The sequence below is a fragment of the Klebsiella sp. CN_Kp106 genome, from assembly GCF_040064575.1.
GTDB lineage: Bacteria > Pseudomonadota > Gammaproteobacteria > Enterobacterales > Enterobacteriaceae > Klebsiella > Klebsiella michiganensis.
In genome coordinates this window covers 24,740-49,063 of the sequence record NZ_JBEAIG010000008.1, presented here as the reverse complement: position 1 = coordinate 49,063, position 24,324 = coordinate 24,740, and the positions used below count along the sequence as shown (strand labels likewise).

The following is a 24,324-nucleotide window of genomic DNA, read 5'->3' as shown; positions in this document are numbered from 1 at the left end:
GTTAATTCACTTTATCGTGGAGGTTCACAAACCACGTCCAGATACCGACGTGGAAGTTTTTAAACACATCGATACCCAGCGCGGATTTCAGCATATAGAGCGCCAGCAGCACCGCAAGAATGGCGAACAGCACGGCGATGGTAATCGCCAGGGTGGAGAATATACGCCCGAGCAGCGTACTCTCTCGCCGAATTTTGCGCAGATCGCGGCCGCATAAAAAGACCACGAAATAGCGGCGATGCAGAAAAGGAAAACTGTGGCGAAAATCGATGCGATGGCGCGAGGCCAGGCTCGCTCTCACCAGCGCCTGTTCAATACCGCGCTTTTGCTCCGGCGTGAGTGAGGTTTCTGTTTCCGGGTCAAGCGCGGAATAAAAGCGCTCGACGACCAGGTCGGATGTTGATTTAGTCACGGTTGACTCTTATTCGTTAAACGCTGATAGACCTGAGCGGTTTTTGCCGCAATGTCCGGCCAGCGGTATTTGGGCATCAGTTGGCTGTAATCCGCGGTCTCCTCGCCGCGCCAGGACTGGAGCTTTTGCGCCAGCGCGGCGACATTGCCCGTCGGAAAATAGACCTCGGCAGGCAGGCCAATCTCGAGGTTGGCCGGGATATCGCTGACGATAACCGGCAGTGACCAGGACATGGCTTCCAGCAGGGCAATGGGCAGCCCTTCGTGATAAGACGGTAGAACAAAAAGCCCGGCCTGTGAGAACAAAGTGTGCAGCGGATCGCCGCTAATAAAACCGGTCATGATCGCTCCCGGGGTTTCGGCCGCCTGCTTCTTCAGCCGCTCGCTGTACTCATCGGGATGGTCGGCATCGCCAATCAGCACCAGCGGCAGCGAACAGTTCGAGGCTTTGTAGGCGGCAAGCAGATCGTGCAGCCCTTTTTCTTCCACAAAACGGGCGACGGCGACAACGTATTGCCCGGCTTTCAGCGAGTACTGATTCAGCGTGGCCCGTCGCGTCTCTTCGGCGGGAAGCTGCGGTTGGCGCACGCCGTTATAGATCACGTTAGCGTTGGTACGGCCGTGTTTGGTCTTAATCAGCGTATTAATCACTTCCGAGATAACAATAACCTCGTTGGCATATTTCACCGCCCATTTCTCACCGAGGCGCAGCATCTCTTTCGCCATTTTGCCCCACTTCTGCCTGTCGTAGTCCGGGCCGTGGTGGGTAAAAACGACGCGCTTGCCGAGCAGGCGCAGCAGCGGGACCACCAGGCCAGGGCCGACCGCGTGAACGTGAACCACATTTGAGCCGTCAAAGAGGGTAGTGAAGGCGGCCAGCGTAGAGTGAATAATGGCTTCGAATTTACGGCTTTTGGGCGCCCACAGGCTTTTCAACCGCACGCCTTTATATTCGCTACGGCGATAGTCCACGTACGGTGAGCGGGCAATGACGCAGATATCGGCGTGATTCTGGTGATAGATTTCTGGATAAAGATTCTGGCAGTGGGTCTCCACGCCGCCCTGGACGTTCGGAATACCGCGGGTGCCAAGCACCGTCACTTTGAGCTTCATTTCGCTTCCCCCACGAGCTGCTGATAGAGTTCCTGCAGAACCTGCATATGCCGGGCGAGATCGTATTTCTCCTCTAAACGCTGGCGTGCGTTGATGCCCATTTCACGCGCCTGCTGCGGATTGGCGGCCAGGCTATCCATGATGCGCGCCAGCGCGTCGGCATCCCCGGGTTCCACCAGATAGCCATCAATGCCATCGCGAATTTGCTCCGGAATGCCGCCGATATTGCCGCCGACGACGGGGCGACCGAACGCCATGGCCTCCAGCACCGACATCGAGCAGTTTTCATAATATTCGGAAGGGACGATCACCGCCCGCGCGCCGCGAATCAACGCGTTGAGCGCGTCTCCGTGGCGCATATAGCCGAGAAATTCCGGACCGCTAAAGCGGGCGCGCAGGTCGCTGCCGAGAGGGCCATCGCCGACGATTTTCAGCGGCATGGACTGCTGCATTTTTTGCTGCGCCAGCGCCAGGGTGGCCACGCCTTTCTCACGGCTCAAGCGGCCAATATAGAGGAAATAATCCCCCGCCGTATCGCCCGGGATCGTGGTGCTGGCATCAATACCGTTGACGATCGCATCGATCCGCGACCTGGGTAATTTACGCAGCAGCGTCTGACGCATAAATTCGCTGGGAGCGATAATGCAATCGAGCATGGCGTAATTTTGCGCGAACTTTTGCCAGTAGGCCTCAAGCGAGAGCAGCAGGCTTTTAAAGGTATCGCCCTGCTGGCAACGATGGCGAAAGGCATTGCTCACCGAACCGGTAAGACAGTCATCGCAGACGTGGCCATCGCGTAGCATGGTGTACGATGGGCAGACGATTTTATAATCGTGCGCCGTCAGTACGGTTTTGCAGCCAAAGCGCTTAGCGACGCCAATCAATGCGGGCGTCAGCTGGTGGTAGATATTATGAAAGTGCACAATATCCGGGCGCTGCTCCAGCAGCAGGGTGTTGAGTTTATTGCAGGCCTCAGCGTTGTAGATAAAGTCGATGCCCGCTTTGAGCTTACCCGTCAGCCCGTGGCTTTGATGATAATCCACGTTATGTACGAAGAAGCTTTCCCAGGGCGAAGGCTTATTTTCCGCATGCTGCATGCTGAAGTCGACAACCTGATAGCCCGCTTGCAGCATGGCGTCTCGCTCCTGGAAAAAAACGGTTTCCGCTCCGCCCTTAATAAAAAAGAATTTATTAACGAATAATATTTTCATGTTCTGTCTGGATATGTTTTGGGTTGGAGACGGTCACGGCGGGTTGTTTCAGCGGATCGCGAACGGCGTTAATCAGGCCTCGCACCATACCTGCGGAAAATAACGATAAGTTGATCACGCTCTGGACGCCGTCCCGCAGCGACTTATTTTTAATCGCCTTCAGCGCGATAAATGCCAGCAGCGGAAGCAGGGCGATAAAAATCACCCCGGGATTGAACGACAGGAGGCAAATAATCAATACCAGGATATACAGCGTGAATATCAGTTCGTTGCGAACAATCTTAAGCGCGGCGGGGAAATGCTTTTTCCCCCAGCAGTTGCGTAATAGCTCACCCGGCGCCCATAAAAAACCGTTCTTCCAGCGATAGGTCAGCATTTTAAATGTCGGCATAGTATAGGACGCATGGCTAAAATAGGGCGCGGCGAGGCGGTGGAGTTTATAGCCCGCGGCCTGCAAGCGGATCCCCAATTCGGCTTCTTCATAACCGTGAAGGTTAAGATTGGTCAGATAGCCAATTTTCTCGATTGCCGAACGGCGGTAAAGGCCGCCGCCGCCAAGATGATCGGTATCGCCCTGCGGATAGATAAGATGCAGACGCTGCTTGCGCGATTTAAACTCATAGTTAGCGGCGTCATCCATCTCGACGCTGCCCGCCACGCCCGCATATTCGGGATGCGTTTCAAGAAACGCCACCGCGGTGTCGAGAAAACCCGGCTCCAGCTCCATATCGCCGTCCAGCAGCAGCAGATAGTCCCCTTCGCTGAATAACCAGCCCAGCTGGTGGCCCACGCCGCAGCAGCGATCTTTCGCGTTATCGAGGCAGACCACCATAGCGTCTTTGGCGACGGCCAGCTCGCGGGTATTATCGGTGGACAGGCTATCGGCGACGATAATCTGATGCGGGTAAGGCTGCAATTGCTTGCGGACGCTGTCGATCGTTTTTTCAATACCCTGCGCTTCGTTGAGGGTCTTAATGCTGACGGTAATTGATGGCGTTTTATTCATATTGGGTACCGGAGTTCAGACGGACGGAACGATGAATGACAATAAGCGCCCCGAGGGCCAGCCATAATAAAAACTGTAGCATGGGAATGATCATCAGGATCTGGCTGTAGGGAAGGCTGAGCAAACAGCCAATGGCAAAGACGTAAAACGCAGGCGCGGAGCTGAGCAGCTGTAAATCTTCCCGTTTGAGATCGTAGCGGGAAAAGGTCTCTTTGGGCCGCATGCCGATGAGAATAGCGGCAATCATGGCGATAAATAAGATCACGCCGATAATACCGACTTCCCACAGCATCATGCTCAGCGCGGTGGAGTCGAGTATCAGATGATACCAGGCGCCAATATAGCCGGGGGAGACGGTACTGCCGCTGTTGGTGGCGTTCAGACCGTAGCCAAACAGCATCCCGCCGGGGCCAAAAAGCTCGTTATGCTGGAGCCAGAAGAAAATAGTGGTAAACCGGCCGAGCTCGCCGCTTTCCATAATGTAATTGGTATCAAAGATATAGCCGAGGGAATCGATAAATACCGAGAGCGCGCTTTTGGTCGGGTCCCCGCCGAAGGCCGACGAGTAATTGGACGCCAGAATGGTGATAGCGGCAAAAATTAGCACCACCATTCCGGCGGCGATAATCATCAACGAGCGCAGGGTGACTTTGCTGATGCCGCTGACGTAAGCGGGCATGATCCATAGCAGCGCCAGTAAGAAAGGCGACAGCAGAATCACGAATTTTACCTCGCCCACCACGCAGAGGAAAAAGGCCAGCACGATATGCGCCGCCATCGACTTGAACGAGCAGATACCGTGCTTAAATTCGGACACCTTCAGCAGCATAATCAGCAGGCAGAACATCCCCATAGCCGCGGTATTGCCGCCGCCCATCGGGTCGCCGCCAAACGTGCCGACCACCGAATCCCACTTTTCATCCTCGCCGCGCAAAGCCACGCGTTTTGGCACCACCACCAGCACCTGATAGATAGCCAGCGGGAACTGGACGTAGAACAGCCAGTAAAATAGCCGGGTCAGGCGGTGCAGCTGCGACTCGCGAAACATGCCGAGCAGCATGCAAAACATCACCAGCGACAGGGCCAGTTCATTTTTGAAGCCGACGATGGCGGTAACGATGCCGGATTGTAAAACCGTGGCGCAGAGGCTAAGGATGATAAACGTCAGATACAGCGCCAGCACCACCTTCTCGCGCGCGCTAAGCGCCAGCGGCTGCGGCCGGCTTTGCATCATCAGCAGGACCACCATCACCAGCACCATGAAAAAGGGGAGCCACAGCACGGCTGCCACGCCGGTGAAATACTGAATCGTGCCGCAGAAGACGATGGTCGTCAGCGCGAATACCTCCAGATAGCGACCGGTGTTTAGCTGCATATTTTCTGCTCCTGCCGGGAGAGCTGTAGCGCCCGTTTGTTCATTTTCAGCAGGATGAACAGATAGCGAATGCTGGTCAGCACGGAGAACGTCAGGAGGGCTATCTCATAGCGCTGGCCCAATTCAGGCAGCGCGATAAAAGCGACGATAATGATCAGCAGCTGCTCGATCTGAATACGTAAAAAATAGCGTTTAGAACCAAAGATAAGCTCAATAACGGTCAGTGGACTGACGGCCAGCGCGGCGAACAGATAGGGCAGCATATAGCGTGAGGTCGGAATGGAATTGAGCCACTCCTGACTGAAGCCCAGGCGCATGACCAGCGGATAGAAAATCCAGATCCCAAGGATACAGATCAGCGCCGCGGCCATCAGCAGCAGGCGAATCTTTTTGTACTCCGGATAGTTAAAGGTGCCGTTGCGAAAATCCATCGACCATTTTGAAAAGATGGAGTTGCGCACCGCGTTACCGACAATCATCACCGGTGATAAACAGAAGCGGCTCACTACCGAGAAATAGCCCGCGACCAGCGGTGAAAACCAGATATTTATCAACATCGTCGGCAGGTTATTGCTGGCCATCGCCAGCACTTCCGCGCTGCCGACGCGGCTGAGGTGCTGCCAGTGCTGGCGCGCAAAAAGGCCGTTCGCTCGCGGTGAAAAGTGCGCCGGCGTCAGGGTGCTGAAGCGAAACAAACGCAGCAGGCAGAGGCCGAGCAGCAGCAAAATACCCGCCATCCAGGCAATATAGAACAGCGTGGTATTCGGCATCGCCAGCAGAGCTATCGCCACCACCAGCGACACGGCGATACGCTGGAAGGTGAGGAACTGATAGTTACCGCCGCGCAGCGAGAGGTTCTCGGCGATCAAAACCAGCGCATAGCCGAAGGTGAGCAGGTAGAGAAACGCGATATTGAGATGGAATATCAGTCCGGTGATGACCGCCCACGGCAGCGCCAGAAGCAGGCTTTGCAGCAGGCAAAACACCACATTCTGCCCCAGCTCATGCTCTTCCTGGCGCGGGATCAGCAGCTGCGACGCAAAGGTGCAAACCTGCGCGCCAATCAGCACGTTGCTGTAGATCATCGCATAGTGCCCGACTTCCGCCATGCCGTAGCGATGGGAAATCAGCCACACGGAAAAAGCGCCGATCGCCTGCGAGAGGACCGAGGAGCTGGCGATTGAAGAAATACTCTTAATTAAGTTCATAATCGCTACTTCGGTGAAATCAGTTCGCCCATGCCGCGCTCGGGCAGGCGTTTGCCCTCCTGCGTCTCCAGGTTCTCTTCTTGTACCCGGTTAAGCATGGTGGCGACAGGCGTTGGCGCGGCGGCTTGCAGACGATGTTGCGCGTCGCGGATGCGCGACGCCTGCTCGCCTGCGTTGACCACCAGCAGGCTGATATCGACGTGCGGTGCCAGCAGCAGGGCGTCCTGGGCCAGTCCGAGCGATGGCGCATCAATAATCAGATAATCGTAGGTCTGCCGCAGCGTCGTCAGCAGCGCCGGGAGCCGCTCAGAAGTGAGCAGCAGCAGGGCTGAGTCGCTGAGTTCGCCTCGCGGCATAAAATCCAGCGTCTCGGAAAGGGGGACCACCGCCTGGGACGCGGCGCTGCGGCCATCAAGACGCTCGCTGAACCCTGTTTTATGCTGAGGATAGCGCGCGGAGAGCCCCGCGCTTGCCAGATAATCTATATCGATGAGCAAGGTTTTGCCTGACTTAGCGGCGGACCACGCCAGCATTTCGGCAATCAGGCTGCTGCCGGCATCTGCCTGCGCCGAGGTCACCAGTATCGTCCCGCTATGAGTATTCTGGCCGAGCAGCGCCAGGCGCAGGCTGTGGAGCATATCGGCATACAGCAGGTTCTGGAACGTCAGCTTCGCGCTGTTCGCCTGAGGCAACAGCGGAAACTCACCGCTGGCATCAAGGCCCGTTTTGGCTTTAAGTTCGCTGATGCTGTTCACCGTTTTGTCGAGCGCGGTGCTGACTATCAGGTACATGATGTACAGCGCCAGCGCCATCAGGGTCGCCATCACGATAAGCAGACCGCGCTGCGGTTTAGAAGGAAGATTTGGCGGCACGGCGGCATCGTAGATCACTTCATCGGGAACCGAAAAGCTCTCGGAGAGCTTCTGCTCATTCGCCCGCTGATACAGCGACTTATACAGCTCTTCGGTTTTGTTCAGCGCGGTCATCATGGTGTTGTATTTATCGCGCTTGGCGCCCAGCGCCTGGAAGTCGGCTTTCTGATCATCGAGCATCTTCTGATAGTGCTGCTCATCGTCCAGCGCAATCTGATACTGCTGGCGTAAGCCGTTAAGTAGTTCCCCCAACACCTGGCCTATCTGCCCGTTGACGACCTGCAGCTGGGCCTGAGCCTGAAGATATTTCGGATGCTTAGGGCCATAGTGTTTTGCCGCTTCCGATAAGTTACGCCGCGTCTGGATCAGCGCGATACGCAGATCCTGAATCTGCGGATGACCGGAAATTTCCGGCAGCGAGATGATGGCTTCCGGCGCTTTTCCCTGCTGACGGCGCACTTTGTCCCACACCGTTTGCGCTTTCAGACGGCGCTGGGTGGCGTCGGCCAGATGGTTAATCACGATCCCCAGGCGCTCGGTCTCGTAGCCATCCATGCTGCGAAAGGTCAGCAGGCCGTTTTGTTTGAGAAAATCATCGATGTCGGCTTTCTGGCGATCGAGCTTATCGCGCAGATCGTCCATCATTTTCTCGTTCCAGCCCTGGGCCTGAAGTAAGATTTTCTGCTTCTGCGCCAGGCTGTAATCGATAAACGCCTGCGCCACGCCGTTGGCGATATCGGCGGCTTTTTGCGGCGATTTCGCCTCCATCGAAACGGATACTAGCTGCGTGGTGCGCACGCCGGAGATGGTCAGGTTTTTTTGCAGGGCGCGCAGCGCATTATTGACCCGTGCGGCCTCATCAAGATTGTCCCCGCCGTTAAATTCCGGGTCCCGATCCAGCTTTAGCGCTTTTACCGCGGCTTCCAGCACGACGCGGGAGCCCATCAGCGCGTATTTGGTTTCATAGTAATCGCTGCGGGTGGAATCATAGTTTTCCAGCCGCGGCAGGGGGGTAACATCCTGCGACTGCGCTTTAAACAGCACCGTCGCGGTTGCGGTATAGCTGGATGACATAAAGCGCGTCAGGATCCACGACGCCGCGGCAGCCACCACCACCACTACCAGGCACCAGATCAGCTTGTGCTTAATTTTGTTGAAATAAGGCGTGAAGTCGATAAAGCCTTCTTTCTTCTTTCCATTTTCAACTAATGAAATAGCCATATCAGAAGAAACTCATGCCAATGATGATGGTATCTCCGGCCTGTACGGCGGAGTCGGCGGCGACGTTTTCCAGCAGTTTACCGCTGCGAAACTGACGAATGCGGATGTCATGGCGATCGGCGCGATCGGTAAACCCGCCGGCCAGCGCAATGGCTTTTTCAGCGGTTAAGCCCGGTTCCCAGGCGTAACCGTCCGGTTTTTTGACTTCGCCTAACAGATAAATTTTACGGTATTCGGCAATGCTTACGGTCACCATTGGCGCCTGCAGATAGTTACCGCGCAGCTTATCGGCAATTTCGTTGCCGACCTGTTCAGGCGTTTTCCCTTTCAGCATCAGGGAGCCTATATAAGGATAATCAACGCTGCCGCTATTATCGATTTTTACGCGCATAGTGAGATCCTGTTCGCCGGAAACCGCGATATTGATCTCATCTCCCTGGTCCAGATGATAAACGGCATCCGGCGGCGTTCGGATTGTCTGCGGCGGCGCCGAACAGCCCGCCAGCCATAGCGCCAGAAGAGAAATCACCGCCCGTTTTCCATAGCTAAGGATCATATTTGTACCTGCGTCATAAAAATAATGGCCGAGTCGTTGTAGCCCAGCGTGCGCTCGACCTCATGGTCATAGTCCGGGCCAATATAAAAGGCATCTTTTTCTTTATTAGAATGCATCGTGTTCCATTGCAGCTTCAGCTGAAAATTAACGGATGGACGGTAGTCGTAGTTGAAGGTGAGCGAAACGAGGTTTGATCGATCTTTGCGTCCGTTGGTCTGGTGTTTGTAATCCTCTGTAATATAAGAGTAATCAACCAGAGTGGAGAACCTGTCGACCAGCCAGTGGTGCTCATAGCCCAGACCGAAATTTGATACCAGAATATAGCCGCCGGAGTCGGTGGGATCTTTTATTCGTTGTGAACTGTGTAGGTTGAGCTTTATCTGTTCAAGCGGTTTCCAGTCGGCGTTAATATCCCAGTTCAGGCCGTTGAACCCCTGCGAGTCGGGATTATGGATAAAATCTTTATACAGCCAGGCGACGTTGCCGTGGATCTCGGTCTTGCCGGAAAGACGATTTTTCATGCCGACCAGCAGGTAATATTCATTACTGTCTTTTAACGGGTTGAGCTCATAGCGACGCTGGTTGGTAATAAAACTGTAGCGATAGCGCAGCGTTTTGGCTTTTTGATCAAAAAGCTCGGCGACCACGCTGTTTTCATGCCACTCCTGATCGTGCATGTAATAATGAAAGTCGGCGCTGGCGTCCTCAATGCTGTCGAGATTGCGAAAGCGCAGCTGCTTATGCATTAGCGCAACTTCTGCTTTACCGCGGCCTTCCGGCGCCCCGTAGCTATAGCGCAGTTCACTGTTAAAGAAGCGCGTGGCGATGGGCTTATTAATGCCAAACTCTTTAAACTGCTCGGGGAGAAACCCCTCGGTGGTATCGCGGCCGCGCTCTTCATGGCCGAACGTTTCATCGAGATCCAACGACAGCCCGTGCATGCTGCCGAAGCGCCACTTGCCGTTAAACATAAAAAAATGGTTGTCGCGGTTATCTGCGCTATCGCTGGCGTAGCGGCGGTAATCGCCGGAGTACATCAATAAATAGCGGTCCTCGTAGCGCTCGCCGATGGCTTTGAAAATCGGCTTAACGCCTTGATAAGCGGAGCCGATTTCATTCCCGCCGTAGCGTTGCCAGGTCACGTTGTCATTGTAACCGACGTCATAACCCACCTGGCTCTCGAAATCGATGCCAGCCACACCGGTATGTGGTTTTGCCTGCAGGTCAGCCCATGCGTAAGGCATCGCCAGCAAACCTGCGAGGAAAGTGAGTTCAGAACGCATTCTTCCCCACAAATCCGCGGAAAAACGTTAAAAACACAATTTTAATGTCCAGCAGCAGCGACCACGACTGAATATATTCCAGATCGTACTGAATGCGTTTTTCCATTTTATCAATCGTGTCGGTTTCGCCGCGAAAACCGTGTATTTGCGCCAGCCCGGTAATGCCGGGCTTCACTTTATGGCGGATCATGTAATTTTCCACCAGCACGCGATACTGCTCATTATGCGCGACCGCGTGAGGGCGTGGGCCCACTATCGACATGGTTCCCTGCAGCACGTTAAAAAACTGCGGCAGTTCGTCAAGCGAGGTTTTACGTAAAAAGGCGCCGAAGCGGGTAATGCGCGGATCGTTACGCGTTGCCTGGGTCACTACCGCGCTATTTTCCATCACGCGCATGGTTCTGAACTTCCAGACGGGGATCTGTTTACCGTTCAGGCCGTAACGGTTTTGTTTAAACAGCACCGGGCCCGGCGAAGTCAGCTTAATGCCGATCGCCACCGCCAGCATGACCGGCAGGCTGACCAGGGTAAAAAAAGCGCCAAGCACGATATCTTCGATACGCTTGAGTACCGCGCCTTCGCCTTCAAACGGCGAGGTAAAAATGCTGATCGTCTGAATATTGCCAAACATCCGCAGCTGAGAAATATGTGAGCTGTAGGAAAAGAGGTCCGGTACCAGAAACACATCTACGGTGGTGTCGGAAAATTCATTCAAGAACTGGCGAATACGCTGCTGGGCGACCATCGGCAGGGCAATATAGACTTCATCGATTTCTCCGGCTTTCGCCAGCGCCAGCAGGTCTCGTGAATTGCCTTTTTTCTCAATGCTGAGCAGGCGACTGTCGCGCTGCACGGCGCGGTCCTCAAAGAAGGTGATGTCAATCCCGTCGTGGGTATACTCCTTAAACAGCGCCTGCTCGATGGCCAGCCCGGCTGGCGTTATGCCTAAAATAGCCACCTTGAGTCTGGATTTGAAAAAATAGCGGCTGGAGATAACGCGAATCAGAAACATACTAATAAATATGGCAATCGAGCACAGCACAATAATTTCAGCTAATCGCACCGCGTTTGTGCTGGCGTGATTGTTCAGTAATAATTCGGCGCTTACAAACAATAAAAATGATAACAAGCCGCTTATACTGACGCTGAAAAACAATTTAGTTAATTTTTTTAAATACTGGCCTTTAAACTGACCAGAATATAGCTGAAAGTGTTCATTGGCTCTGATAAAAATCAGTGAATATATTATGCCCAGGAACAGAGAGGCCGTTGAGGGTTCGACGAAAAAGTATTTTAAATAAGCGAAAATGAACAAGTTGACGGCAATAAAATCCAGTAGCTTCATCAGCTTACTATAGCGGGCGTTGTAAATTTTAATGGTGCTATCCGTCATCTTTTTGCTCGTTTTATAGTCAATAAAATGATGTCCCGTCCTTCTTTAAAGCTGAATTTATGTCTATGAATCTATTCAAAAATTAAGCTTTAGATCGGCGTTGATTATTGTAGCCTACGATTAATCTTATGTCGAACCTGCCCCGGACTGAGAGGAGATAACTTTTCCTGACGGGCAATAATATTTTTATCATTGCCTGAAGCATAAAAATGGCGGTTACGATTAAATAGGGGCGGAGAGACCCGGGTGGCAAACGAACGGCCGTCGTGACTACATTTCCTGGCCGATCCGCACTTGAGCGTTAAAAAATTCGCGCCAGCGGGGCTGGCGCGTTTATTGGCTAAATCCCAATGCACATGTATTTGATTTCTAAGTAATCCTCTATGCCATACTTCGACCCTTCGCGGCCGAGACCGGAATATTTCACGCCGCCGAACGGGGCGACCTCGGTGGAGATCAGGCCGGTGTTAATGCCGATAATGCCGTACTCCAGCGCTTCGCCGACGCGAAAGACGCGGCTCAGATCGCGAGCGTAGAAATAGGCCGCCAGGCCGAATTCTGTGTCGTTGGCCTGAGCAATAACATCCGCTTCATCTTTAAAGCGGAATAGCGGGGCGAGGGGGCCAAAGGTCTCTTCTTTCGCCACTTTGGCATCACCGGGGACGTCCACCAGAATCGTTGGCTGAAAGAAGTTTCCGCCGAGCTCATGAACTTTCCCGCCGGTTACTATCCGCGCGCCTTTGCCCAGCGCATCGGCGATATGCTCCTGTACTTTGGCGATTGCTTTCTCGTCAATCAGCGGCCCGATGGTGACGTTGGGCTGCAGGCCATCGCCGATTTGCAGCTTACTCACCGCCTGCTGAAGCTTTTCGGCGAAACGATCGTAGACGCCATCCTGGACATACAGGCGGTTGGCGCAGACGCAGGTCTGCCCGGCGTTGCGAAACTTGGAGGCCAGCGCGCCTTCGACGGCTTTATCCAGATCGGCGTCGTCAAAAACGATAAACGGCGCGTTGCCGCCGAGCTCCAGCGAGACCTTCTTGATATCTTTCGCGCACTGTTCCATCAGCTGGCGGCCAATTTCCGTCGAGCCGGTAAACGAGAGTTTGCGCACCAGCGGGTTACCGGTGAGCTCATTGCCGACTTCGCTGGCCGATCCGGTGACCACGTTAAACACGCCCTCGGGGATCCCGGCGCGGTTGGCGAGCTCCGCCAGCGCCAGCGCGGAGAACGGGGTCTGGCTGGCGGGCTTGAGCACCAACGTGCAGCCTGCGGCCAGCGCCGGGCCCGCTTTACGGGTGATCATCGCCGAGGGAAAATTCCACGGTGTGATAGCGGCGGTCACGCCAATCGGTTGTTTAATCACCAGCAGCCGCTTGTCGGCCTGATGGCCGGGAATGGTGTCGCCGTAGATGCGCTTACCCTCTTCGGCAAACCACTCGATAAAGGAGGCGGCGTAGCTGATTTCACCTTTTGCTTCCGCCAGCGGTTTACCCTGTTCCAGCGTCATCAGGCGCGCCAAATCGTCCTGGTGCTCCATCATCAGTTCAAACCAGCGGCGCAGGATAGCGGAGCGTTCTTTGGCGGTAAGGGCGCGCCATGCGGGCAGCGCGCCGGCGGCGGCATCGATAGCCTCGCGGGTTTCTGCGGCGCCCATTTTGGGCACGCTGCCCAGCTGCTGGCCGTTGGCGGGGTTGGTGACCGCGAGGGTCTCTTTGCTGCTGGCGTCGCGCCAGCGTCCGTTAATCAACGCCTGCTGGCGAAAAAGGGTAGGGTCGTTAAGTTGCATGATTGCGTCCTGTCTTAATCTGTTTTAAACCGTGGATGCGCCTGAATCAGCTGCGTCAAACACCTGTCCCTGTTTAGTGTAGACGAACGCGTTCAGAGAACCGGGAGCAGTGCTGGGTGATACAATAATAACCCTCAATAATTTACGGATATTTGAACTGGCAGAACGTTATTGTGCAAACAATGCTGTATTTTTTATGCTCAATTTGCGAGAAAGGAGCGCCCTATGTCACAGCAAGAACGGTTTTGTCAGGCCTGCGGAATGCCGATGTCCGCCGAGGAGGCGAAAAGCGCAAGCGACGATTACTGCGCCTGGTGCTGCGATAGCGAGGGGAAGCTTAAGTCCTGGGAGGATGCCGTCTCCGGCCTGGCCGAGTTCCTCGATTCCTGGCAGAAGGTCGGCCCCGCGGAAGCGCGCAAGCGGGCGATGCGCTACTTAACGGCCATGCCCGCGTGGGCCCATAAAGCGGAAGAGTAACCCGCAGCCCGGAGCAAAACTCCGGGCTTTTAGCGCGTCAGAACTTCCAGGAGACGCTGCCGACGATACTGCGCTCTGCGCCAAAGTAGCAGTAAGAGAGCGAGTTACAGGCGGCAACGTAGCTTTTGTCGGTCAGGTTATTCACGTTCAGCTGGGCGCTGAGGCCTTTAATTCCCACCTTCGACAGGTCATAGCCGATCGCCATATCCACCAGCGTATAGGATGGCAGAGTGTGCGTATTCAGGCGGTCGCTGGTAATGCCGTTGACGTAGCGCACGCCGGAACCCAGCGTCAGGCCATCCAGCGGGCCGCTTTTTACATCATAGCTCAGCCAGGCGCTGGCCTGATTGCGCGGCGCGTAAACTGCACGCTTGCCTTGCTCTTCCGGGCTGCTTTTCTTATAGCGAATGTCGGTGTAGGTATAGGCGGCCTGCAGGCGGAAGCTATCCGTTAGCTGGCTTATCGCCTCCAGCTCCACCCCTTTCGACTCAATTTCACCAATCGAACGATACGGATCGGTCGGCTCTTCTTTGGTGGCGATATTGGTCTGATTGATGCGGAATACCGAGGCGCTGAACTGGCTGTTCATTCCTTCCGGCTCATACTTCAGCCCGGCTTCCCACTGCTTGCCTTTCATCGGATCCAGCACGTTGCCGTTTTCGTCGGCGAAGCTGGTGGGCGTAAAGGCGGTGGAGTAGCTGATGTACGGGGCAAACCCGTTATCGAACAGATACAGCAGCGCGGCGCGGGTGCTGAAGTTGTTCTTATCCAGATCGCTGCGCGTTTGATTAAGCTTATCGATGTTGGAGACGCTGACCTGGTCGTAGCGCCCGCCGAGGGTCAAACGCCAGCGCTCCCAGGACATTTGATCCTGTAAATAGTAGCCGGTCTGGCGCAGCTTGTGCTTCTCGCGGCTGTACATGGTGATGTAATCCGGCTTCGCGCCGTAGACCGGATTAAAGGCGTCGATGGCCGGGAATGCGCCATAGTAGCCGGTGGTGTCGTTGCTGCGGTCCTGATAGTCGATCCCTATCAGCAGGCGATGGTTAACGGCCCAGGTATCGACGCTGCCGTCGAGCTGGTTATCGAGGGTGATGGCGTTCATCTTTTCGTCCGAGCCGGAATAGCCGCGGTTCAGCTCGGTTTCGTTCAGCCAGCCCGCGGCATAAACCTGATTCAGCTCGACTTTGGTATGCAGGTAGCGCAGCTTCTGCCGCACCGACCAGCCGTTATCAAACAGATGCTCGAAGTTGTAGCCGACCATATTTTCGCGGCGATCGTACTTGTCGTAGTCATCTTCTCCCTCGAAGAAGGTGTTAGCGATTTTCTTGCCGTAGTGCGGCACCACGGTACCTTCATAGGGGAGGCCCGAGTGGCTGCCGCCCTCCGGGTCGCGATGCAGATAGGCCATTAAATCAAGGCGCGTCTGGTCGGTGATGCGCCAGGTCAGGCTGGGCATAATCGCGTAGCGCTGCTCTTTTAAGGTATCAAACTGCGAGTCTGCATAGCGGGTCATGCCGCTTAAGCGCGCCGCCACGCGATCGTTATCGTCCAGCGCCCCGGTAACGTCAAACGCTGCCCCGCGCTGGTTGTTATTCCCGGCAAACAGCTTAATTTCTCCGCCGGGATCGAATGAGGGTTTACGCGAGGTGAGGGCGACGATGCCGCCGGGCGAAGAGCGGCCGTACAGCACCGAGGCAGGGCCGCGCACCACTTCGATATTTTCCAGGAACCACGGATCGACCACCAGCGAGCTGTGCGAGTTGGTATCGCCCATCATTTTCAGGCCGTCGAGATAGACGTTATCCAGGCTGCCGTCGGAGAAGCCGCGCAGGACGATATAGTCAAAGCGGTTGGAGGCGCCAATCTGGTTGCTGTAAACCCCGGGGGTATAGCTCACGGCCTGGCGGACGCTGATCGCGCCCTGTTCTTCAAACTGCTCGCGCGTGATAATAGACACCGATTGCGGGGTCTCTATATCCGGGGTGGCAATTTTGGTCGCGCCGCTCTGCATCTGCGAAGTGACCACGATGGTTTCGTTTTTTGTTGTTTCCTGGGCCAGCAGCGGGAAGGCGACGCCGCCGGTCACCCATCCTACCAGTAGCGCCAGGCGAGTTTTCGCAAACATGAACATCTCCAAAGGCATTTCTAATTGTTAATAAGAATTATTACCTTTTTGATGCTGTCTATAGCTATGCGCAATGCCAGGATACGTATGCGCGCTGCCAAAGCCGCTGACTATTTTTCGCAAAAAGGGGAAAAATGGATTAGCCCGGCTTTTGCACATCGCAGGGCGAGATGCCGTAGCGCCGACGAAAAGCGGTAGAGAAGTTGGTGGCGTGCTGGTAGCCCGACATCCAGGCCGCCTGCTGCACGCTATAGCCCTCCAGCAGATAGCTTCTTGCCCGCGCCAGGCGGCAATCGCGCAGGTAGTCAAAAACCGAACAGCCGTAGGCCTGGCGAAACTTACTGCGCAAGCTGCTGGAGCTCATCGCCGCCCGCTGGGCCAGCTCATTGAGGGTGTAGTCGTTTTCCGGCGCCTGCTCCAGCAGGCGGCGAACTCTCTCCAGCCGCTGCTGTTCGCCGCCCGCCGGGGCGACGTGCTTCGCGCTTTCATCCTGACAGACGCTCAGCCCATGGCCGAACAGCTGCAGGATAAGCCCTTCCAGCATCAGCTGTCGGGACACGCGACTCAGCGCGCTCTGCTGCGCGTACTGCAGTCCGCTCAGCAGAAAACCCGGTATCTGCCAGATAAGCGTTGGCGTCTGGCACCTTTCCCACTCGCGCATCAATGAATCGAGCAGGCCATCGCGCCAGGTGCCGTCCGGGTAGAGTCCGAGGGAGAGCGTACGGAGCCGGCTGTCGGCATCGTGGCGGGCGCGCATGGCCTGATGTTCGCTAAGGCGCGAGGTGAAGGCCATCCCGGAACGCACCAGGTGCTGCTCCCCGTTGAGGGTCAGCGCGACGCAGCCTTCCAGCACCACCAGCATATAGAGCGGGCTACTGTGGCGGGAGGTGGTCTCATAAGGCTGCAATACGTGAACATCAGAATGGGTGACGCACATGCCGCAGGGCAGGGTCATCTCTTCCACTTCTCCCCGCAGCACCGGGCTGGCGTGCGGAGGCTCCGGCTTTTGCAGCAGCTGCGGGAAGCGGTAGTCGATACCGTATCGTTCACCAAACGCCATAAACTCGCTGACGGAGAAGGTTTTCCTCAGCGCCTGGCGGGCGGGTTCGTTCTGCGTAGTTGTCTTGTTCATGCGGTTTTCGGCACCGGAGAGGGCGTCATCGGATGACGTCACCTTATCACTGCGCGGGCAGGGCGACAATAAAGATGAGAATCATTATCAACTTTTGCGCTGCGGCACAGAAGGCGCGCGGACGGCCGCTATCCGTGCGCCAGCGGCAGGGATCAGGCGTCTGCGTTGTCCAGCGGCCAGGAGTCGAACAGGTAGCCGTCGAAGTAGATATCATCGACGTTGGAGAACTCCAGCAGGCGGCGTTTGACGTTTTCCAGATGCTGCCACATGGCAAGCTTGGCCGCCCGGGCGTCTTTTTTGATTAAGGCGGCGAGGATCCGTTTGTGATCCACCAGCCACTCCTGGCGGTAGTGGGTATCGCCGAGATGGCGGTGCAGCTGGATCCACATGGGGTTATTTTCCCGCCACTGCCATGACTGTCTGAACAGCTCGACCAGCATACTGTTGTGGGTCGCTTCGGCAATAGCCAGATGAAACTGCATATCGCCGCTTTCGGAGCCGCCCGGCGCGCTGCTGGCCAGCTCGCGCTCTTCCAGCTGCAAAGCCTGGCGCATTTTGATGATATCTTCCCGGGTTGCCTGCAGGGCGGCAAATTCGGCGATATTGCTCTCCAGCAGCTGGCGGGCCTGCAGCAGTTCAAACGGACCGGCATCATTGCAATGATTGATGTCCGCGCTCTCCGCCGCGCCTTCTCCGACGGCGTTATCGAGCACGTAGATCCCGGCGCCGCGGCGCACTTCGACCAGCCCTTTAATCTCCAGCATGATCAGCGCCTCGCGGACCACGGTGCGGGTCACGTCCAGCATCTCGGCGATTTCACGTTCCGGCGGTAAGCGATCGCCGGGGTTATAGGGCGTCTGGACGATCAGATTGCGGATCAACGCGCCGACTTCCTGATAGGGTCTGTGCTGAGAAGTTTGTGATTTCATGATGTTATGTTGTGAGATGCGATAGCCCGGTGGCTGACTATAGCATCTGGCCAGGGGGTTGGCACCTCCCCGTGCGCGGAGAGTGGGAAAACGGGTCAACCACATTGGTGTGCAGTTGACCCATGGCAGGACAGAGCGTTACAGGCCGCCGCCGAGCGCCGCAACGCACTCGCGGGCGCCGCGTTCGCACAGCGCGTGGTAAGCCTGCGTCACCGCCGCAATAAAATCGCTATTGTCCGGCAGATCGTGGGCAAAAATTCCGCTTAACGCCAGCAGCGCGGCGACGCGTTCTGCACCCTGAAAACGCTGGTTGATCTGTTGGATCTCCGCCAGCAGCGGGTCGACGACATCAATAGGCTGCCCCCGCTCGTCGATGCCCTGGGTATAGCGCATCCAGCCCGCCACGCCGAGCGCCAGATGGCGCCAGCTGCTGCCGTTTTGCAGATGCAGACGGATGGGATCCAGCAGGCGCTGCGGCAGCTTCTGGCTACCGTCCATGGCGATCTGCCAGGTACGATGGCGCAGCGACGGGTTGCTGAAACGGGCAATCAGCAGCGTGGCGTAGGCCTGGAGATCGGTGCCTTCCGGCATGAAGAGCGTCGGCGCCTGCTCCTGCATCATCAGGGCGAAAGCCGCTTCGCGATAGGCCGGGTTGGTCATGGTATCGGCGATGGTTTCATAGCCGCCGAGATAGCCAAGATACGCCAGGAAGGAGTGGCTGCCGTTGAGCATCCGCAGCTTCATCATTTCAAACGGCACGACGTCTTCAACAAACTGCGCGCCGACTTTATCCCACGCCGGGCGGCCGCTGACGAAGCTATCTTCAATCACCCACTGGCGGAACGGTTCGCAGGCGATGGCGCACGGATCGTAGACCCCAAGCTGGTCGGCAATCTCCTGCAGCGTTTCCGGCGTCGCCGCGGGTACGATGCGGTCAACCATGGTGCACGGGAAGGTGGCATGGGCTTCAATCCACGCCGCCAGCAGCGGGTCGCGCGCCTGGGCCAGGCCAAGCACCGCCACTTTCGCCACGTGGCCATTCTCGCGGACGTTATCGCAGGACATCACCGTAAAGGCCTCAAGCCCCTGCTCACGGCGCAGGCGCAGCGCTTCGACAATATAGCCTATGGCGGATTTCGGCGTCGTCGGGTTGGCGAGGTCGTGTTGAATCAGCGGGTTGTTGAGATCGAGCTGGCCGCTGGCCGCATCGGTGCAGTAGCCTTTTTCAGTGACCGTCAGGGAGACGATTGCCGTGTGCGGACGCGTCATGGCGCGCAGAATGCCGTCACAGCCGTCGATTTCCGGATGCAGCGCCTCTTTCATCGAACCGATAATTTTCAGCGCGGTGCTGTCAGCGCCTTTTTCCGCCACCGTGTAGAGCAGTTGCTGATTTTTCAGCTGTTCAATCAGAACGCGATCGTTGCCCGGCATCAGGTTGACTTCGCAGATGCCCCAGTCGCTGTCGCTGGTTTCCAGCAGATGATGGGTATAAAGCGCCTGATGCGCGCGGTGAAATGCGCCGCAGCCCAGGTGAACGATGCGGGATTCCAGGCGAGAACGATCCCACGCGGGGCGCGTCACCGGCAGGTTGCTGTCGGCAATGGTTGCAGTCATAGCAAACTCCAGAGTGGGCCGCAAAAGGCGGCCGAAGAGGTAAAGGCGGGACGTCGGCCCCGCCAGTCAGGAATTAGCGGCTAAAAAAAGCGCGCTGAATCGCCAGCTCGACGCCGCGAACTTCAGCCAGCCCTTTCAGGCGACCAATCGCGGAATAGCCGGGGTTGGTTTTCTTTTTCAGATCGTCGAGCATCTGGTGGCCGTGGTCAGGACGCATAGGGATAAGATCCTCTTTGCCTTCCGCTTTACGGCGGTGCTCTTCTTCAACAATCGCTTTCACCACTTCGTACATGTCCACGTCGCCGTGCAGGTGAGCGGCTTCGTGGAACGTTTTCGGGTTCTCTTCGCGCAGCGTAGAGCGCAGATGGGTGAAGTAAATGCGCGGGCCGAACTGCTTAATCATATCCACCAGATCGTTGTCGGCGCGGACCCCGTAGGAGCCGGTGCACATGGTAAAGCCGTTAGCCATGCTGTTCACCGTGTCGACCATCCACTGCATATCTTCAATGGTCGAGACGATGCGCGGCAGGCCGAGAATCGGGCGCGGCGGATCGTCCGGGTGTACCGCCATACGTACGCCAACCTCTTCGGCGACGGGGATAATCGCTTTCAGGAAGACGGCGAAATTCTCGCGCAGCGCGGCTTTATCAATATCTTTATAGGTGGCAAGGTGCTGGCGGAACTGGTCGAGGGTATATCCCTCTTCCGCGCCCGGCAGACCGGCGATAATGTTGCGGGTCAGGCGCGCTTTATCTTCATCGCTCATGGCGGCGAAACGCTGATTCGCCTGAGCGACCTCTTCGGCGGTATAGTCCGCTTCCGCGCCCGGGCGCTTGAGGATATGCAGTTCAAAGGCGGCGAATTCAATTTGATCGAAACGCAGGGCTTTGGAGCCATCCGGCAGGACGTATTCCAGGTCGGTACGGGTCCAGTCGAGGACCGGCATAAAGTTGTAGCACACGGTACGGATGCCGCACTGGGCCAGATTGCGCAGGCTCTGCTGGTAGTTAGCGATCCACTTCGCGTAGTTGCCGGTATGGGTTTTGATCTCTTCGTGAATCGGTACGCTTTCGACCACCGACCATACCAGCCCGGCGGCTTCCACGATGGCTTTACGCTTGAGGATTTCGTCAACCGTCCACACTTCACCGTTCGGGATATGGTGCAGGGCGGTAACCACTCCGATCGCGCCCGCCTGACGGACGTCAGCTAAAGTGACCGGATCGTTAGGGCCATACCAGCGCCATGTCTGTTCCATGCTTAACCTCTTTCACGTTATTGACCTGCTTCAGGCCGCTGCTTTGATGGTAGCGTCGGTTCCGGTCAACCATCGTAACGGAGGGGAAACCAGACGATATGGCGTATAAATTCCTCCAATTGGTCGAACATGTCAACCATGAATGGCAAATTGGTAAACCAAAGTGTGACGGAGATGCGTGAAGGGGAGGGAACGTTAAACAGGGCGGCATTGTTAGACCGCCACGGGGCGCGGGCTGATTCTGCTGGCGTTAGTGTTAAGCATTTTTCATGTACTTCAAGAGATTACTCAGAACCGGGGAAGTGGAATTCTTCATGGGCATAGGGTCAGTGCGCGGCGGGTAGCGTCGTGTTGCGAAATGGTTAACCAATGTACCAAACCTATCGACCAGAAGAACGGAGGCGGTCATTGATGCCGGCCGGAGCGCGTACGGACTCGCAGCAGATCACACTTTTTGATTATTACGATTTCCATATAAAAACTACGTGTTATCATTCCGCTGGTAAATACCTTTTCAACTCTCACCGAGGCTTTGATGCTGGAGAATGTCATCATCAGATAATCAGCTTCCCGACCTTTTCAGGCCGGACTGGTTATCGCTGCGCTTAAACCTTACGCGAACACCTGCGGGTGTTGGCTCGTTTTTACGCATGATGATTAACAGGTTTCTTCAGTATGAATCTATCCCGTCAGGAACAACGTACCTTACACGTTCTCGCTAAAGGTGGCCGGATCGCGCACATCCGCGATGCATCAGGCCGCGTCACCTCTGTTGAATGCTACAGCCGCGAAGGGCTCCTGCTCAGCGACTGCACGCTCGCCGTTTTCAAAAAACTCAAAACCAAAAAGCTGATTAAGTCCGTCAACGGACAGCCCTACCGCATCAATACCACCGGGCTGAATAACGTCCGCGCACAGCTGGACAATCGCTAAGGAGCCTCTGATGACAAACCACAGCTTCACTTTTCATGTCGCCTCTGAAGGCGATACCGATGACATTCTCGACGTCGAAACCCGGGCTTTCGGCTACAGCAAAGAGGCCAGGCTGGTGGCCGATTTGCTCAACGATGAGAGTGCCTGCCCGACGCTATCGCTGCTGGCCAGGCATAACGGAGAGGCGGTTGGGCATATTTTATTCACCCGGGCGACGTTCAAAGGGGAGCCGGACTCGCCGATGATGCACATCCTTGCTCCCCTGGCGGTGGTGCCGGAATACCAGGGCGTGGGCGTTGGCGGAGAGCTTATCCGGCACGGCATTGAGCAGTTGAAAGCAATGGGAAGCCAGGCGGTATTTGTTCTGGGCCACGCCGCTTACTACCCCAGGCACGGGTTTGAGCCATGCGCGGGAGATAAAGGCTATCCGGCGCCTTATCCGATTCCCGCGGCGCATAAAGCCTGCTGGATGCTGCAGCCGATTTCGTCTCAGCCGCTGGGACGAACGGGCCAGATACAGTGCGCCCGGGCGTTAATGAAACCCGAGCACTGGCGCGAGTAATCAATAAGGAGATGATGATGACTATTGGCACGATTATTACAGGTTCCAGGCATATCGCGTTGTCATCCCGGGAGCGCAAAATCCCCTGGGATGAACCGGCTTTTAGCCAGCGTATGCTGGAGAACCATCTGTCGCAGGAGCACGACTGGGCCAGCCGCAGGCGTGCGGTTATCGAACAACAGGTCGCGTGGATTGCCGGACAGCTACCCGCCGGCGCGCGCATTCTGGACCTCGGCTGCGGGCCGGGCTTTTACACCCGCCTGCTGGCGGAGCGCGGCTTTTACTGTACGGGCGTGGATTTTTCGCCGGCGTCGATCGCCTGGGCCCGGCAGCAGGCGCAGGCGGCCGGGCTGGATATTGCCTATCACCAGCAGGACGTTCGCGAGTACGCGCCGGAAACCCAGTTTGATTTCATTATGATGACCTTCGGTGAACTGAACGTGTTCAGCGCGGCTGAGGCCCGCTCGCTGGTTCATCGCTGCGCGCAGTGGCTGGTTCCGTGGGGAAAGCTGCTCATCGAGGTTCATACCTATGCAGAGGTTAAACGTCAGGGAATGGCCGATCCCGGCTGGCAGCGCTGTCCGCAGGGGCTGTTTCTTGATGTTCCGCACCTGCTGCTGACGGAGCACGCCTGGGATCCGGCGGCGCAAACCAGCTCCACGCGGTTTATGGCGATTGAAGAGAGCGGCAAGGTGACGCGCTTCGGCAGCCGGATGACCGCCTGGCATGATGACGCTTATCTCGACCTGCTGCGCACGGCGGGTTTGACCACCATTACTCGCCCGGATGAGGCGGAATGGCCGGTCAGCGAAACCTTTACCGGCAAGCTGTACGCGCTGCTGGCCGAAAAAAACGTTCCCGATTCTCTTTCCGCAAAACCCATAAAAGGAATTCAACCATTGGATATTCCCCGTATTTTCACCATTAGTGAAAGCGCTCACCGCATCCATAACCCGTTTACGCCGGAAAAATACGCCGCTCTTGGCCGCGCGCTGCGAATGAAGGCCGGAACCCGGATACTCGACCTTGGCAGCGGTTCGGGGGAGATGCTCTGTACCTGGGCGCGCGATCGCGGCATTCGCGGCATCGGCGTCGACATGAGCGCGCTGTTCAGCGAGCAGGCTAAGCTGCGGGCAGAAGAGCTCGGCGTTGCCGACCGCGTGACGTTTATTCACCAGGACGCCGCCGGTTATGTGGCCGAGGAAAAATGCGACATCGCCGCCTGCGTGGGCGCGACCTGGATCGCCGGCGGCGTCGCCGGGACTATCGAGCTGCTGAGCAAAAGCCTCAAGCCCGGCGGTATGCTGCTGATCGGCGAACCGTACTGGCGCCAGGTACCGGCAACGGAAGAGATAGCACAGGCCTGTGGCGCCTCTTCGCTCGCCGACTTTCTGACGCTTGCCGATCTGGTCTCCTCTTACGATGCGCTTGGCTATGACCTCGTCGAAATGGTGCTGGCGGACCAGGAAGGTTGGGACCGCTACGAAGCGGCGAAATGGCTCACCATGCGCCGTTGGTTAGAGGAAAACCCCGATGATGAGTTTGTGCCAGAAGTCCGGGCGGAGCTGACGATGGCGCCAAAACGCCATGCGACTTATACGCGTGAATACTTTGGCTGGGGCGTGTTTGCGTTAATCAAGCGGTAGTTGAAATACCCGGCATAGCAGGAAGGCTATGCCGGGATCAGGGGGGTTCAGAACCGCAGGAAAGGGCGCCCATGGGTGTTCTCTTGTCAGTTTACGCATTGCCCAGGACAGCAGCCGGTTAGCGGCGAACTGGCCATATTCATTACGTTTTCAGGATAATTTCTTGGGGATTTCTGGCACTGAATGCACGTCAATTTGACTCTGCGT

Annotated in this window: 20 protein-coding genes and 1 pseudogene; 5 read left to right on the top strand and 16 right to left on the bottom strand. The window is 56.4% G+C overall.

Going from position 1 to position 24,324, the window contains the following annotated elements:
• Position 1: 1 nt before the first annotated feature.
• From ABLU96_RS05890 to gabD, 11 genes are all read right to left on the bottom strand, one after another.
• Positions 2–412 carry a hypothetical protein gene (locus ABLU96_RS05890; protein WP_064405222.1) on the bottom strand — a complete coding sequence of 137 codons (411 nt, stop codon included), beginning with the start codon at positions 410–412 and terminating at the stop codon, positions 2–4.
• Positions 409–1,524 (bottom strand): glycosyltransferase family 4 protein, encoded by a 1,116-nt coding sequence (locus ABLU96_RS05885; RefSeq protein ID WP_064405219.1) that lies wholly within the window; start codon positions 1,522–1,524, stop codon positions 409–411. The genes ABLU96_RS05890 and ABLU96_RS05885 overlap by 4 nt, the downstream gene beginning before the upstream one ends.
• Entirely contained in the window at positions 1,521–2,735 is a 1,215-nt protein-coding gene (locus ABLU96_RS05880; protein WP_064358617.1) for a glycosyltransferase family 4 protein, read from the bottom strand. Before ABLU96_RS05880 ends, ABLU96_RS05885 begins: the two co-directional genes overlap by 4 nt.
• Positions 2,716–3,741 (bottom strand): glycosyltransferase, encoded by a 1,026-nt coding sequence (locus ABLU96_RS05875; RefSeq protein WP_064405217.1) that lies wholly within the window; start codon positions 3,739–3,741, stop codon positions 2,716–2,718. The genes ABLU96_RS05880 and ABLU96_RS05875 overlap by 20 nt, the downstream gene beginning before the upstream one ends.
• Positions 3,734–5,116, bottom strand: a complete 1,383-nt coding sequence (locus tag ABLU96_RS05870; protein ID WP_014837479.1) for a hypothetical protein — start codon at positions 5,114–5,116, stop codon at positions 3,734–3,736. The genes ABLU96_RS05875 and ABLU96_RS05870 overlap by 8 nt, the downstream gene beginning before the upstream one ends.
• Positions 5,107–6,324 (bottom strand): capsular polysaccharide biosynthesis protein, encoded by a 1,218-nt coding sequence (locus ABLU96_RS05865; RefSeq protein ID WP_014228045.1) that lies wholly within the window; start codon positions 6,322–6,324, stop codon positions 5,107–5,109. Before ABLU96_RS05865 ends, ABLU96_RS05870 begins: the two co-directional genes overlap by 10 nt.
• Before the next feature lie 5 nt (positions 6,325–6,329).
• Positions 6,330–8,417: a polysaccharide biosynthesis tyrosine autokinase gene (locus ABLU96_RS05860; RefSeq protein ID WP_064405215.1), complete on the bottom strand. Its 2,088-nt coding sequence runs from the start codon at positions 8,415–8,417 to the stop codon at positions 6,330–6,332.
• A 1-nt stretch (position 8,418) separates the two neighbouring features.
• Positions 8,419–8,973: a polysaccharide biosynthesis/export family protein gene (locus ABLU96_RS05855; RefSeq protein ID WP_004847971.1), complete on the bottom strand. Its 555-nt coding sequence runs from the start codon at positions 8,971–8,973 to the stop codon at positions 8,419–8,421.
• Complete coding sequence (locus ABLU96_RS05850; protein ID WP_049070941.1) at positions 8,970–10,256, bottom strand: outer membrane beta-barrel protein; 1,287 nt, start codon at positions 10,254–10,256, stop codon at positions 8,970–8,972. The genes ABLU96_RS05855 and ABLU96_RS05850 overlap by 4 nt, the downstream gene beginning before the upstream one ends.
• On the bottom strand, positions 10,246–11,649 hold the full coding sequence (locus ABLU96_RS05845; RefSeq protein ID WP_014228048.1) for an undecaprenyl-phosphate glucose phosphotransferase: 1,404 nt from the start codon (positions 11,647–11,649) through the stop codon (positions 10,246–10,248). Before ABLU96_RS05845 ends, ABLU96_RS05850 begins: the two co-directional genes overlap by 11 nt.
• A 340-nt stretch (positions 11,650–11,989) precedes the next feature.
• Positions 11,990–13,438, bottom strand: a complete 1,449-nt coding sequence (gene gabD, locus ABLU96_RS05840) for an NADP-dependent succinate-semialdehyde dehydrogenase (protein ID WP_064405214.1) — start codon at positions 13,436–13,438, stop codon at positions 11,990–11,992.
• 225 nt (positions 13,439–13,663) lie between these two features.
• On the opposite strand from gabD, the gene ABLU96_RS05835 reads away from it, so the two are divergent.
• The gene (locus ABLU96_RS05835) at positions 13,664–13,915 is read left to right on the top strand and encodes a zinc ribbon domain-containing protein (RefSeq protein ID WP_064405212.1); all 252 of its coding nucleotides are present in this window, start codon (positions 13,664–13,666) and stop codon (positions 13,913–13,915) included.
• 37 nt (positions 13,916–13,952) lie between these two features.
• Here ABLU96_RS05835 and foxA read toward each other — a convergent pair whose 3' ends face one another.
• The 5 genes from foxA to uxuA form a co-directional block, all read right to left on the bottom strand.
• Complete coding sequence (gene foxA / locus ABLU96_RS05830) at positions 13,953–16,061, bottom strand: ferrioxamine B receptor FoxA (RefSeq protein WP_086073898.1); 2,109 nt, start codon at positions 16,059–16,061, stop codon at positions 13,953–13,955.
• 121 nt (positions 16,062–16,182) lie between these two features.
• Positions 16,183–17,175 carry an AraC family transcriptional regulator gene (locus ABLU96_RS05825; RefSeq protein ID WP_014228052.1) on the bottom strand — a complete coding sequence of 331 codons (993 nt, stop codon included), beginning with the start codon at positions 17,173–17,175 and terminating at the stop codon, positions 16,183–16,185.
• 152 nt (positions 17,176–17,327) lie between these two features.
• Entirely contained in the window at positions 17,328–18,104 is a 777-nt protein-coding gene (gene uxuR, locus ABLU96_RS05820; protein WP_004847986.1) for a Uxu operon transcriptional regulator, read from the bottom strand.
• Between the two features lie 138 nt (positions 18,105–18,242).
• A complete protein-coding gene (locus ABLU96_RS05815; protein ID WP_064407195.1) occupies positions 18,243–19,718 on the bottom strand; it encodes a fructuronate reductase in 1,476 nt (491 codons plus the stop codon).
• Positions 19,719–19,791: 73 nt separating this feature from the next.
• Positions 19,792–20,976 (bottom strand): mannonate dehydratase, encoded by a 1,185-nt coding sequence (gene uxuA / locus ABLU96_RS05810; RefSeq protein ID WP_348862383.1) that lies wholly within the window; start codon positions 20,974–20,976, stop codon positions 19,792–19,794.
• Positions 20,977–21,651: 675 nt separating this feature from the next.
• Between uxuA and ABLU96_RS05805 the strand changes: the two genes are divergently transcribed.
• The 4 genes and pseudogenes from ABLU96_RS05805 (at position 21,652) to ABLU96_RS05790 (ending at position 24,117) form a co-directional block, all read left to right on the top strand.
• Entirely contained in the window at positions 21,652–21,909 is a 258-nt protein-coding gene (locus ABLU96_RS05805; RefSeq protein ID WP_004110819.1) for a YjhX family toxin, read from the top strand.
• A 10-nt stretch (positions 21,910–21,919) separates the two neighbouring features.
• Entirely contained in the window at positions 21,920–22,471 is a 552-nt protein-coding gene (locus ABLU96_RS05800) for an N-acetyltransferase (protein WP_064405206.1), read from the top strand.
• An 11-nt stretch (positions 22,472–22,482) separates the two neighbouring features.
• Positions 22,483–23,019, top strand: a pseudogene (locus ABLU96_RS05795) (class I SAM-dependent methyltransferase); the annotation flags it as partial.
• Between the two features lie 351 nt (positions 23,020–23,370).
• Entirely contained in the window at positions 23,371–24,117 is a 747-nt protein-coding gene (locus tag ABLU96_RS05790; RefSeq protein ID WP_224244006.1) for a class I SAM-dependent methyltransferase, read from the top strand.
• Positions 24,118–24,324 lie beyond the last annotated feature (207 nt).